Annotated in this window: 9 protein-coding genes; 7 read left to right on the plus strand and 2 right to left on the minus strand. The window is 72.1% G+C overall.

Going from position 1 to position 12,427, the window contains the following annotated elements; genetic code table 11:
• Nucleotides 1-83: 83 nt before the first annotated feature.
• Together B0E54_RS14995 and B0E54_RS15000 are read right to left on the minus strand one after the other, a co-directional pair.
• The gene (locus B0E54_RS14995) at nt 84-287 is read right to left on the minus strand and encodes a hypothetical protein (RefSeq protein WP_234584145.1); all 204 of its coding nucleotides are present in this window, start codon (nt 285-287) and stop codon (nt 84-86) included.
• A gap of 99 nt (nt 288-386) precedes the next feature.
• Nucleotides 387-2,765: a DEAD/DEAH box helicase gene (locus B0E54_RS15000; protein WP_234584215.1), complete on the minus strand. Its 2,379-nt coding sequence runs from the start codon at nt 2,763-2,765 to the stop codon at nt 387-389.
• Between the two features lie 188 nt (nt 2,766-2,953).
• On the opposite strand from B0E54_RS15000, the gene B0E54_RS15005 reads away from it, so the two are divergent.
• The 7 genes from B0E54_RS15005 (at nt 2,954) to B0E54_RS15035 (ending at nt 12,415) form a co-directional block, all read left to right on the plus strand.
• On the plus strand, nt 2,954-3,310 hold the full coding sequence (locus tag B0E54_RS15005; RefSeq protein WP_007454668.1) for an STAS domain-containing protein: 357 nt from the start codon (nt 2,954-2,956) through the stop codon (nt 3,308-3,310).
• Complete coding sequence (locus B0E54_RS15010; protein ID WP_234584146.1) at nt 3,310-3,744, plus strand: ATP-binding protein; 435 nt, start codon at nt 3,310-3,312, stop codon at nt 3,742-3,744. The genes B0E54_RS15005 and B0E54_RS15010 overlap by 1 nt, the downstream gene beginning before the upstream one ends.
• 338 nt (nt 3,745-4,082) lie before the next feature.
• The gene (locus tag B0E54_RS15015) at nt 4,083-6,443 is read left to right on the plus strand and encodes a sodium-translocating pyrophosphatase (protein WP_234584147.1); all 2,361 of its coding nucleotides are present in this window, start codon (nt 4,083-4,085) and stop codon (nt 6,441-6,443) included.
• Between the two features lie 102 nt (nt 6,444-6,545).
• Nucleotides 6,546-7,088 carry a hypothetical protein gene (locus tag B0E54_RS15020; RefSeq protein ID WP_234584148.1) on the plus strand — a complete coding sequence of 181 codons (543 nt, stop codon included), beginning with the start codon at nt 6,546-6,548 and terminating at the stop codon, nt 7,086-7,088.
• Nucleotides 7,079-7,828: a hypothetical protein gene (locus B0E54_RS15025; protein WP_234584149.1), complete on the plus strand. Its 750-nt coding sequence runs from the start codon at nt 7,079-7,081 to the stop codon at nt 7,826-7,828. The genes B0E54_RS15020 and B0E54_RS15025 overlap by 10 nt, the downstream gene beginning before the upstream one ends.
• A gap of 434 nt (nt 7,829-8,262) precedes the next feature.
• Nucleotides 8,263-11,109 (plus strand): type I DNA topoisomerase, encoded by a 2,847-nt coding sequence (gene topA / locus B0E54_RS15030; protein WP_234584150.1) that lies wholly within the window; start codon nt 8,263-8,265, stop codon nt 11,107-11,109.
• Between the two features lie 79 nt (nt 11,110-11,188).
• Nucleotides 11,189-12,415 carry a CapA family protein gene (locus B0E54_RS15035; RefSeq protein WP_234584151.1) on the plus strand — a complete coding sequence of 409 codons (1,227 nt, stop codon included), beginning with the start codon at nt 11,189-11,191 and terminating at the stop codon, nt 12,413-12,415.
• Nucleotides 12,416-12,427 lie beyond the last annotated feature (12 nt).

Below are 12,427 nucleotides of genomic sequence, written 5' to 3' on the forward strand. Positions count from 1 at the left end.
CACAGCCAGGCAACCACCGTCCGCCCGTGCCCCTGGCGCTCCCACCCCCACCGGTCCGCCCCACGGGACCGGTCCCGCGAAGGTCAGCGACCGTCCACGGTCACGCGCAACGACCAGGTGTTGAGCACCTGGTGGATGCTGCGCAGCCGTTCGTTGATCTGCTCCAGCCGTTCCGCCTGGGCCAGGGCGGCCAGCGCCGCACCGAGCGCGATCTGCTGATCAAGGGTGAGGTGGTCCTGGTCGATGGTGTAGAGCAGGTCGACGGTCTCAGCGATCGTGTCGGCCACGGCTTCTCCTCGGGCGCGGGGGCTAACTGGAACACAAGCATCGATGGAAGCGCTCCCATGCCATTGTGCCCAGTGCCGCCGGGATTCATGCAAGGTGCGTCAGGCGGGCAGATTCTCCAGCACCACGTCGAGCACCCGGATCGCGTCCGGCTTGGAGAGCGGGTTGTTGCCGTTGCCGCATTTCGGCGACTGCACGCAGGACGGGCAGCCGGTCTCGCAGCCGCACTCCGCGATGGCGTCCCGCGTAGCGCGCAGCCACGCCGACGCCGTCCCGTACGCCCGCTCGGAGAAGCCGGCGCCGCCCGGGTGCCCGTCGTAGACGAAGACCGTCGGCGCCTCGGTGTCCGGGTGCAGGGCGGTGGAGAGCCCGCCGATGTCCCACCTGTCGCACGTCGCCATCAGCGGAAGCAGGCCGATCGCGGCGTGTTCGGCAGCGTGCAGCGCACCCGGCACGTCGGCCTGCTGGACCCCTGCGGAGGCCAGCGACCGCGGTGACAGCGTGAACCAGACCGCCACCGTGCGCAGCTCCCGGGTGGGCAGGTCGAGCGGCCGGGTGTCGATCACCTCGCCGGTGGCGATCCGACGCCGCTGGTACGACACGACCTGGCTGGTCACGTCCACCTCGCCGAGGAACATCCCGACCGGCCCGGCGTCCACGTAGGAGCGCACCGACACCACGGACAGGTCCGTGACGTCCCGGGCGTGGGTGGACCAGTCCGGCTCCTCGACGTGCACCAGCGCGCAGCCGTCGGCCAGATCGAGGTCGTCGACCACGTACGAGATGCCCTGGTGCAGGTAGACCGCGCCGGGGTGGAGCAGGAAGTGCGACGAGCCGCCGTCGACGGTGCCGAGCAGCCGGCCCGTGGCGGATTCCACCACGCACACCGGGGCGCCGCCCTCACCGCGCAGGTCCACCTCGGGGCGCTCGCGGTGCCGCCAGTACCAGCCGGTGGGCCGCTGCCGCAGCGCACCGGCCTCGACCAACTGGTCGATGGCCTCCTTCGCCCCGTCGCCGAAGAGCGCCAGGTCGGCCGGGGTGAGCGGCGCCTCGACTGCCGCGCAGGCCAACTGCGGCGCCAGCACGTACGGGTTGGCCGGGTCGAGCACCGTCGCCTCGACGGGCGCACCGAAGATCGCCTCCGGGTGGTGCACCAGGTAGGTGTCCAGCGGGTCGTCCCGCGCCACCAGTACGGCGAGGGCCTCCTGCCCGGATCGCCCGGCACGGCCCGCCTGCTGCCACAGCGACGCCCGGGTGCCCGGATAGCCGCAGATCAGCACGGCGTCCAGACCGACCAGGTCCACGCCCAGCTCCAGCGCGTTGGTGGAGGCGAGACCGAGCAGGTCACCGTGCAGCAGGGCACGTTCCAGCTCGCGCCGCTCCTCGCGCAGGTAGCCGCCCCGGTAGGCGGCGACCCGGTCACCGAGCCCCGGGACCGCGTCGTCCAGGGCCCGGCGCGCGTTGGCCGCCACCACCTCGGCGCCCTTGCGGGATCGCACGAACGCGAGCGTGCGTACGCCCTCGGCGACCGTGTCGGCGAGCAGGTCCGCGGTCTCGCGCAGCGCCGACCGGCGGACCTGGACGAGGTCAGTGGTGGCGTCGTGGTCGCCGGCGGCCTGCGCGGGCACCGCGGGGGTGGCCGAGTCGGGTGGGAGCAGTGGCGGCTCCCAGAGCGCGAAGGTCACCCCGCCGCGCGGTGAGGCGTCCTCGGTGACCGCCGTCACCGGCAGGCCGGTCAGTCGGCCGGCGGCGGTCGCCGGGTCGCCGGACGTCGCCGAGGCGAGCACGAACACCGGGGTGGCGCCGAAGCGGGCGCACTGCCGGCGCAGTCGACGCAGCACGTGCGCCACGTGCGAGCCGAACACGCCCCGGTAGGTGTGGCACTCGTCGATCACCACGTACGCCAGCCGGCGCAGGAAACCGGACCACTGGGCGTGGCCGGGCAGGATGCCGTGGTGCAGCATGTCGGGATTGGTCAGCACGAAACGGGAGTGCCGGCGGATCCACTCCCGTTCGGCGCGCGGCGTGTCCCCGTCGTAGCAGGCGGGGCGTACCCCCTCCAGTTCCAGGCCGGCGACGGCGCGGAGCTGGTCGGCGGCGAGGGCCTTGGTCGGCGCCAGGTAGAGGACTGTGGCCCGGGGGTCGGCGAGCAGGGTGGCCAGCGCCGGGAGCTGGTACGCAAGCGACTTGCCGGACGCGGTGCCGGTGGCGACGATCACGTGGCCGCCGTCGTACGCCAGGGTGGCCGCCTCGGCCTGGTGCTGCCAGGGCGCGACCACGCCGCGACGGGCGAACGCCGCCCGCAGCTCCGGTGGTGCCCACGCCGGCCAGGGTGCGGGCACGCCGACCCGGGCCGGCACCCGCTCGACGTGGGTGACCGGGTCGCCGGCGCCCCGGGCGCGTAGCCGGCGCAGCAGGTCGACCGGCGCTGGTCCGACGTCGTGACCTGCGGATACGGTGGGCGCGGCGGACGACTCCAGGTCACGGCGCGGCGTAGGCCGCGCCGAGAGGAAGTCGTTGGAGGTCACGTCCTGCACTCTCGCACTGGTGTTCGGAGATGAAAAGCCGGGGCCGGGGGTAAGGGGAAGCCTCCGCCGGTGACCGCAGGGTGTCCCGGCGGTAGTGGTTAGATGCCCAGGAGAGTTTACGGCTCTGGCGAGGAGGACCGATGGAGCTGTCGCTGGCGACGCGCACCGTGGGCGAGCACACGGTGCTCGAGGTCGGCGGTGAGGTGGACGTCTACACCGCGCCCCGGCTCCGTGAACGACTCCTCGAGCTGATCGACGGTGGCGCCCGGCACGTGGTCGTCGACCTCGGGCGGGTGGACTTCCTCGACTCCACCGGTCTGGGCGTGCTGGTGGGCGCGCACAAGCGGCTGCGTACGGCCGGCGGCTCGTTCGCCCTGGTCTGTGACAAGGAGCCGCTGCTCAAGATCTTCCGGATCACGGCGCTGGACCAGGTGTTCCCGCTGCACCCCACGGTCGAGGCTGCGGTCGGTGCGGGCCCGACCGGCGCCAACGCGTGATGGCGACGGTCCGGCTCTCCTTCTCTCCGGCGCCGGTGCACGTGCGTACCGCCCGACTGGTCGGCGTCGCCGTCGCCCGGCGTGCCGGTGTCCGCGAGGATCTGCTGGACGAGGTGCGCCTGGCCATCGGTGAGGCCTGCACCCGCGCGGTCGCCCTGCACCGGCAGTACGGCCTGGCCGATCCGGTGCTGGTGGAAATGTCCGACGGCGGCACGTACGCGGTGCGGGTGGTGGACCGTGCGCCGATCGAGGCCGGCATCGGGTTGGCGGCGCTGCCGCCGGACGAGTTGGCCAACGAATCGCTGACCGACGAGGCGCTGACCACTGGCGTCGGGTTCGCCCTGCTGGCGGGCTTCGTCGAGGATCTGCAGGTGCGCCCGGTCGACGAGGGCATCGGCACCGAGGTGCGGATGGTGTGGCCGGTCGGCCGCTGAGCCGAGGAACCGCTCAAGCCCGAGAACCGCCGAAGAAGGCCGTATCCCCGCTGAGGGTGCGGCCTTCTCGTCATGGATCGGGCCCTATATCAGATTTCGTTTCATAACACAGCGACGAAGATCATCGAGACACGGTGCCACCTCGGTGTGACCTCGAACACTGTGGAGGGCTACAGTACCCGGGTTGTCAGCAAGTGATCCAACCCGCAGCCAGCGGGTATGGGTGGTCATCGCTGGTCCGCTGGGGTGGGTTGGCGCGCGCTTGCGAGTCCGCATCCAGGCGTCGACCGGTGCGTCTCCACCCGTCGACGCGAGTGTTCGGTAACAGGAGGACACAGATGTCCGAGACCTTGGCCGCCGATGGCGGCGGGCTTTCCCTTACCGGAAGCAATGTCACATACGTCGTCATCGCCGCGGTCATCGCGCTGGTGGCGCTCGTCTTCGCCGCCGCGCTGACGAAGACGGTGCTGGCAGCCGGCAAGGGCACCACGAACATGCAGGAGATCTCGGAGGCGGTCCAGGAGGGCGCCTCGGCCTACCTGCTCCGCCAGTTCCGCACCTTGGCGATCTTCGTCGTCGTCGCCGTGGTGCTGCTCTTCCTGCTGCCGGTGCACGACACCGACGGCAGCGAGGTGGCCGTGAAGCTCGGCCGCTCGCTCTTCTTCATCGTGGGCGCCGTGTTCAGCGCGTCCATCGGCGGCGCCGGCATGTGGCTGGCGACCCGCGCCAACCTGCGTGTGGCCGCCGCCGCCCGGGAGCGACAGGGTGGCCGCGAGGCGGCCATGAAGATCGCCTTCCGGACCGGCGGCGTGGTCGGCTTCCTCACCGTCGGCCTCGGTCTCTTCGGCGCCGCGCTCGTCGTCCTGGTCTACCGGGGTGACGCGCCGACGGTGCTGGAGGGCTTCGGCTTCGGCGCCGCGCTGCTGGCGATGTTCATGCGGGTCGGCGGCGGCATCTTCACCAAGGCCGCCGACGTCGGCGCCGACCTGGTCGGCAAGGTCGAGCAGGGCATCCCCGAGGACGACCCGCGCAACGCCGCCACCATCGCCGACAACGTGGGCGACAACGTCGGTGACTGCGCCGGCATGGCCGCCGACCTCTTCGAGTCGTACGCGGTGACGCTGGTCGCCGCGCTGATCCTCGGCCGCGCCGCCTTCGGCGAGGACGGTCTGGTCTTCCCACTGATCATCTCCACCATCGGCGTGCTGGTCGCCATCGTCGGCGTCTTCATCACCCGGCTGCGCGCCTCCGACCGCAGCGGCCTCACCGCGATCAACCGAGCCTTCTACATCTCTGCCGTGATCTCCGCGGTGCTGGTGGCGATCGCCGCGTACGCGTACCTGCCGGCGACCTTCGCCGAGCTGGAGGGTGGCCTCACCGACGTCGACCGCAACCCGCGACTGGTGGCCATCGGCGCGGTCGTGATCGGCATCGTGCTGGCCGCGGCGATCCAGGCGCTGACCGGGTACTTCACCGAGACCAACCGTCGGCCCGTGCAGGACATCGGCAAGAGCTCGCAGACCGGCGCCGCCACCGTGATCCTCGCCGGCATCAGCATCGGGCTGGAGTCGGCGGTCTACTCGGCGCTGCTGATCGGCGCCGGCGTGTTCGGGGCGTTCCTGCTCGGCGGCAGCTCCATCACGCTGTCGCTGTTCGCGGTGGCGCTGGCCGGCACCGGCCTGCTCACCACTGTCGGCGTCATCGTCGCCATGGACACCTTCGGGCCGATCTCCGACAACGCCCAGGGCGTGGCGGAGATGTCCGGCGACATCGACGAGCACGGCGCGCGGACGCTGACCGAGCTGGACGCGGTCGGCAACACCACCAAGGCGATCACCAAGGGCATCGCGATCGCCACGGCGGTGCTGGCGGCGACCGCGCTGTTCGGCTCGTACACCGACACCCTGCGCACCTCGTACGCGGACGCCGGTGTGGGCGACGTCGGGACCGAGATCCTCAACTCGCTGAACGTGGCCAACCCGCGCAACCTGGTCGGCCTGATCATCGGTGCGGCTGTCGTCTTCCTCTTCTCCGGGCTGGCCATCAACGCGGTGTCCCGCTCGGCCGGGGCCGTGGTGATGGAGGTGCGCCGGCAGTTCCGTGAGCTGCCCGGCATCATGGACCGCACCCAGCGCCCGGAGTACGGCAAGGTCGTCGACATCTGCACCCGGGACGCGCAGCGCGAGCTGATGACCCCCGGTCTGCTCGCCATCCTGGCGCCGATCGCTGTCGGCTTCGGCCTCGGCCCCGGCGCGCTGGCGGCGTACCTCGCCGGTGCGATCGGCGCCGGCACCCTGATGGCGGTCTTCCTGGCCAACTCGGGTGGCGCGTGGGACAACGCCAAGAAGCTGGTCGAGGACGGCGCGTACGGCGGTAAGGGCTCCGAGGCGCACGCCGCCACGGTCATCGGCGACACCGTCGGCGACCCGTTCAAGGACACCGCCGGCCCGGCGATCAACCCGCTGATCAAGGTGATGAACCTGGTCTCGCTGCTGATCGCGCCCGCCGTGGTGGCGTGGAGCGTCGGCGACGACCGCAACGTCGGCCTGCGGGTGACCATCGCGCTGGTGGCGACGGCGATCATCGTGGCGTCGGTGGTGTTCAGCAAGCGCAAGGGCATCGCGATGGACGACTCCGACGCCGGCGGCAACACCGGCGCGGGCAGCGCCGACCACCGGCCGGAGGCGGTCAACGCCTGAGCGACACCGGCACCGGGGTCCCCGTCCGACGTACCCGTCGGGCGGGGACCCCGGCCATCCGGACCGGTGCCAGGCCTGGCCGCAGGCCGTACGCTGCAACGCATGCGTACGTGCCGGGCGTCTGCCGCCGGAAAGCTCACGGTGGTCCTGGCCACGATCGTCGTCGTCCTCTCCGGTTGCGGTGGTGGGCCCAGCCCGCGGGCCTGGGCGGCGTCGGTCTGCGGCGCGCTCACGCCGTGGCGCTCCGAGATCAGCAAGTTGACCAGCAGCGCCGATCAGCAGATGACGGCGCAGACCACTCCGGCGCAGGCCAAGGAGAACCTGGTGCGGCTCTTCGGCGGTGCGGAGCAGGCCAGTGAGACCGCGCGCCGCAAGGTCGAGCAGGCCGGCGTCCCGGAGACCGACAACGGCGAGGCGATCTCCGCCGGGTTCCGCAGCTCGCTGAGCAAGATGCGGGACGCCTACGGCCGGGCCCGGGACACCATCGAGGGACTGGGCACCGGCGAGCCGGCCGCCTTCTACGACGGCGTGCGGGCCGCCGTCGAGACGCTGAACAAGGAGTACGACGCCAGCGCCCTGGACACCAGCCAGCTCAACTCCGAGGAGTTGAAACAGGCATTCGACGAGGTGCCGGAGTGTCGCTGAAGGGGCTCGGTGACTCTCCGGCGGCGCAGCCGCTGCCGGCGCTGTTCCCCGCACCCGAGCCCGATCCGCCGGACACCGGCGCGGCGACGTCGGGTGCCGGCCGGCGACGCGGCGGCCCGGCCCGACCGGAGTCGAGTCGTCCCGGGCAGCCGCACGCCGACGACGCGGGGCGGCAACTGGTCTTCTTCGGCGCGGATGCCGCCGAACCGGCGGTCGCCGATCTGGCCGGCCTGCTGGCCGGGCCGGGCGAGGTGGTCCGGATGGGCGGCACGGCCCGGCTCGCGGTGCGGGTGGACGCCGCCTGGCGGGTGCACGTGCTCGTCGCCGAACTGGCGCTGCGCGGGCTGGCCGCGAGTTGGGAGCCGACCGAGGACGAGCGACACACCGTCCGGACGTCGTACACCCGGCTGTTGAAGCCGCTCGCGGTCGCGTGGCTGCACGGCTCGGCGAAGCGCCCGCCGGAGGTCTTCCACCTGACCGGCCGGCGGCTGCGGCTCTGGCTCGCCGCCGCCGGGACCCCGGAGCCGCCCGGCGGCTTCCTGCTGCGGCTCGGCGAGGGCGATCAGGAGTCGTGGGACGCGATCGGCGCCGCCCTCGCCGCCGCCGGCCTGGACGGCACGTTGCTCGGCCCCGGCGAGGGCGGCCCGGCGTACCGGATCACCGGCCGACGCCGGTTGGCGCGGCTCGCCGAGCTGGTCGGCGAACCGCCACCGGCCGCACCACCAGACGCCTGGCCCTGACCCGCCGCCCGTGACCCCGCCCCCTCGTTGCCGATCATGGAGTTGTGGTGGTGGACTTTCCTCTCCTTCGGGGCTGAACGCCCACCACAACCCCATGATCGACGCGGGTGGGGGGTATGGGACGGGGTGTCCGGTGGCGGACAGCTGGCGGGCCGATCCAGAGGAAAACAGTCGGGTCGGGCCTCGGCCGAGGGTCCGCCATCGTCACAGTGACCCGCTTCGAGCCCTACTCACGGTGTACGGTGGCGCCGTCCGGCAGTGCCGAGCGCGGCGGGGCGGTGAGCGCCGCGCCGCAGCGGATTGCCGCCCGCGAAACCCGAAACGCGGACGGCGGGTTACGTTGGACATCCGGACCGCCGGTGCCACGGCGGGGTCGAGAGCGGTCGCTGTCCGGGCGCCGGAAGGCCACGAGCAGGAGTGAGGTCGACAGAGACGTGCCGAGCAAAGCTGGAACCACCCGTCTGGTCATCGTCGAGTCACCGGCGAAGGCCAAGACGATCTCGGGCTACCTCGGCCCGGGGTACGTCGTGGAGGCCAGCTTCGGTCACGTCCGCGACCTGCCGCGCAACGCCGCCGACGTGCCGGCCAAGTACAAGGGCGAGTCCTGGGCCCGCCTCGGGGTGGACGTGGACAACGGGTTCCACGCGCTCTACGTCGTCTCCGCCGACCGCCGCCAGCAGATCAGCAAGCTGGTGAAGCTGGCCAAGGAGGTCGACGAGATCTTCCTGGCCACGGATGAGGACCGCGAGGGCGAGGCGATCGCCTGGCACCTGGTGGAGACGCTCAAGCCCAAGGTGCCGGTCAAGCGGATGGTCTTTCACGAGATCACCAAGCCGGCGATCCAGGCGGCGGTGGCCAACCCCCGGGAGATCGACCGCGACCTGGTCGACGCCCAGGAGGCCCGGCGGATCCTCGACCGCCTCTACGGCTACGAGGTCTCCCCGGTGCTGTGGAAGAAGGTCATGCCGAAGCTCTCGGCCGGCCGGGTGCAGTCCGTGGCGACCCGGATCGTGGTCGAGCGGGAGCGGCAGCGGATGGCCTTCCGCACCGCCGAATACTGGGACATCCTGGCCACCCTCGCCGTGGCGAACGCCGGTGAGGGGCCCCGGGCCTTCAACGCCACCCTGATCGCGTTGAACGGCGACCGGATCGCCACCGGTAAGGACTTCGAGCCGACCACGGGTCGGGTCCGGGCCGGCGCCGGCGTCGTCCACCTGGACGAGGGCGGTGCCCGAGGGCTCGCGGCCCGCCTCGAGGGCCGGCCGTTCACCGTCACCCGCGTCGAGGAGAAGCCCTACCGTCGCCGCCCGTACGCGCCGTTCATCACCTCGACGCTCCAGCAGGAGGCGGCCCGCAAGCTGCGTCTGTCCTCGCAGCAGACGATGCGTACCGCGCAGCGGCTCTACGAGAACGGCTACATCACCTATATGCGTACCGACTCGGTGAACCTGTCGGAGACCGCCATCTCGGCGGCCCGCCGGCAGATCGTCGAGCTGTACGGCGAGCGCAGCGTTCCGCCGGAGCCGCGCCGCTACACCGGCAAGGTGAAGAACGCGCAGGAGGCGCACGAGGCGATCCGCCCGGCGGGGGACAACTTCCGTACCCCGGGCGAGGTGGCCAAGGAGCTGTCCGCCGAGGAGTTCAAGCTCTACGAGCTGATCTGGCGGCGGACGATCGCCTCGCAGATGACCGACGCGGTTGGTTCCAGTGTGTCGGTGCGCATCCGGGCGGTCTCCACCTCGCAGGAGGAGGCCGACTTCGGCGCGACCGGCAAGACCATCACCGACCCGGGCTTCCTGCGCGCGTACGTCGAGTCCAGCGACGACGAGAACGCCGAGGCCGAGGACGCCGAGCGTCGGCTGCCCACCCTGGTCAAGGACCAGCCGCTGACCGCCGACGAGCTGGCCGCGCAGGGTCACCACACCCAGCCGCCGTCGCGCTACACCGAGGCGTCACTGGTCAAGGCCCTGGAAGAGCTGGGCATCGGCCGTCCGTCGACCTACGCGTCGATCATGCAGACGATCCAGGACCGGGGGTACGTCACCAAGCGCGGCCAGGCGATGATCCCGACGTTCCTGGCCTTCGCGGTGATCGGGCTGATGGAGCGGCACTACCCCCGCCTCATCGACTACGACTTCACCGCCAGCATGGAGAACGAGCTGGACGAGATCGCCGGCGGTGACCACGCGGCCGTCGACTTCCTCACCGCGTTCTACTTCGGCAGCTCCAACGGTGCCGGTGACCAGGACATCGCCCGCTCCGGCGGGTTGAAGAAGCTGGTCACCGAGAACCTCAGCGACATCGACGCGCGCAGCGTCAACTCCATCCCGCTCTTCACCGACGAGGACGGCCGCGAGGTCGTCGTCCGGGTCGGCCGGTACGGGCCGTACCTCCAGCGGGAACTGCCCGGCGGTGAGCAGCCGACGCCGGCCGCCACGGGTGAGGGCGAGGAGAGCGGCCCCCAGGGCGACCGGGCGCCGATCCCCGAGGGCCTCGCCCCGGACGAGCTGACCCCGGAGAAGGTGCACGAGCTGTTCCTCGGTGGCAGCGGCGAGCGCAAGCTCGGCGACGACCCCGCCACCGGCGAGCCGATCGTGCTGAAGTCCGGCCGCTTCGGCCCGTACGTGTCCAGTGGCGAGCGCAAGTCGTCGCTGCTGCGGTCGCAGACTCCGGATTCGCTGTCCCTGGAGGAGGCGCTGCGGCTGCTCAGCCTGCCCCGGTTGGTGGGCGTGGCGCCCGACGGCGTCGAGGTGTTCGCCAACAACGGTCGCTACGGCCCGTACGTGAAGCGGGGCGAGGAGTTCCGCTCGCTGGAGTCCGAAGAGCAGATGTTCACGGTCAGCCTGGATGACGCGTTGGCCCTGCTGGCCGCGCCGAAGACCCGGGGCCGGCGGGCCGCCGCGCCGCCACTGCGCGAGATGGGCGTCGACCCGCTGACCGAGAAGCCGCTCGTGATCAAGGACGGGCGTTTCGGTCCGTACGTCACCGACGGCGAGTTCAACGCGTCCCTGCGGCGCGGGCAGACCCCGGAGGCGTTGAGCCTCGAGGAAGCCTCGGAGATGCTGGCCGACAAGCGTGCCAAGGGTCCGGCGCCGCGCAAGAAGGCGGCGGCGAAGAAGGCCCCCGCGAAGAAGGCGACGGCCACCAAGAAGACGGCCGCCGCCAGCAAGTCCACTGCCGCGAAGAAGACCACCACCGCCAAGGCGACGGCGGCCAGGAAGGCTGCCCCGGCGAAGAAGGCGGCCCCGAAGAAGGCCACCGCCAGCCCCGCCGAGGAGTGACAGCCAGCACGCCGCCCCTAATGGGTTAAATGTCCGATTCGGCGGCGGGGCTCTGGTGTGGACTGCCTAACGTGAGGGGATGTTCGCAGCCCCGGTCCCGCGCCGCCGCGTGCTCGTCGGTGCTGCGGCGGGTGCGCTGCTGCTCGCCGTGGCCGCGGTCGGCATCCGGACGATGGACGCCGACAGCCCCTCGCCGGCCGGCGCCACCGCGTCGCACGCTTCCCCGCAGACCGTCGCCCCCGGGTCGTCCACCGGGCCGACCCGGGATCCCGCCAACCGGCGGACCGTGCGACTGGTCGCCGCGGGTGACGTTCTGATCCATCCAGCGGTGACCGAGCAGGCACGCCGGGACGCTGCCCGTGCCGGCGGCATGGACTTCGCCCCGATGTTCGCCGGGGTCGCCCCGGCGGTCCGCGGCGCCGACCTGGCGCTGTGCCACCTCGAGACGCCACTGGCCGATCCCGCCGGCCCGTTCGCCGGCTACCCGTCGTTCAACGCGCCCCCGCAGGTGCTCGACGGGCTGCGCGCCACCGGCTTCGACGGCTGCTCGACCGCCTCCAACCACACGCTCGACCAGGGCGCCGACGGGGTGGCCCGGACAATCCGCGCACTCGACGCCGCCGGGCTGAGGCACACCGGCAGCGCCCGCAGCGCCGCCGAAGCGGCCCGGCCCCGGATCTACCAGGTCGGCGACGTCCGCGTCGCCCACCTGGCGTACAGCCTGAACTTCAACGGGCTCAGCCGCCCCCCGGGCCAGCCGTGGCTGGCCAACCTGATCGATCCGCCCGCGATCCTCGCCGCCGCCCACAAGGCGCGCGCCGCCGGCGCCGACATCGTCGTGCTCAGCCTGCACTGGGGTACGGAGTATCAGCACCTGCCGGACGCCGACCAGCGGGCCTGGGCCCAGCAGTTGATCTCCTCGCCCGACGTGGACCTCATCCTGGGCCATCACGCCCACGCGGTGCAGCCGTTCCAGCGCTTCGGCGACAAGTGGGTGGTCTTCGGCATGGGCAACGAACTGGCCCGGCACGAAGAGCCGATCAACGACAACCGCGAGGGTGTGATGGCCCGGGCGACCTTCACCGAGACCGCCCCGGGGCGCTGGACGGTGACCCGGATGGAGGCACTGCCAACCTGGACCGACCTGGCACCGGCCCTCCGGCTGGTTGACCTGACCGCGGCACTTGCCGACCCGGGCACCCCGCCAGGTCTGCGGGGCGACTACCGGGCGGCGTGCCGGCGGGTGCTCGGCTACGTCCGGGCCCTGGGTGCCGGCGCGGACCAGGTGGTGGCGTCGGGCGGCTGAGCGCCGCCACCG

Origin of the sequence: Micromonospora sp. MH99, from assembly GCF_021442385.1 — a bacterium.
Classification (GTDB): Bacteria; Actinomycetota; Actinomycetes; order Mycobacteriales; family Micromonosporaceae; genus Micromonospora.

Coding starts and splice junctions, on each gene's coding strand:
- B0E54_RS15005 (WP_007454668.1), top strand. CDS start 2,954: ATGGAGCTGTCGCTGGCGACGCGCACCGTGGGCGAGCACACGGTGCTC.
- B0E54_RS15010 (WP_234584146.1), top strand. CDS start 3,310: ATGGCGACGGTCCGGCTCTCCTTCTCTCCGGCGCCGGTGCACGTGCGT.
- B0E54_RS15015 (WP_234584147.1), top strand. CDS start 4,083: ATGTCCGAGACCTTGGCCGCCGATGGCGGCGGGCTTTCCCTTACCGGA.
- B0E54_RS15020 (WP_234584148.1), top strand. CDS start 6,546: ATGCGTACGTGCCGGGCGTCTGCCGCCGGAAAGCTCACGGTGGTCCTG.
- B0E54_RS15035 (WP_234584151.1), top strand. CDS start 11,189: ATGTTCGCAGCCCCGGTCCCGCGCCGCCGCGTGCTCGTCGGTGCTGCG.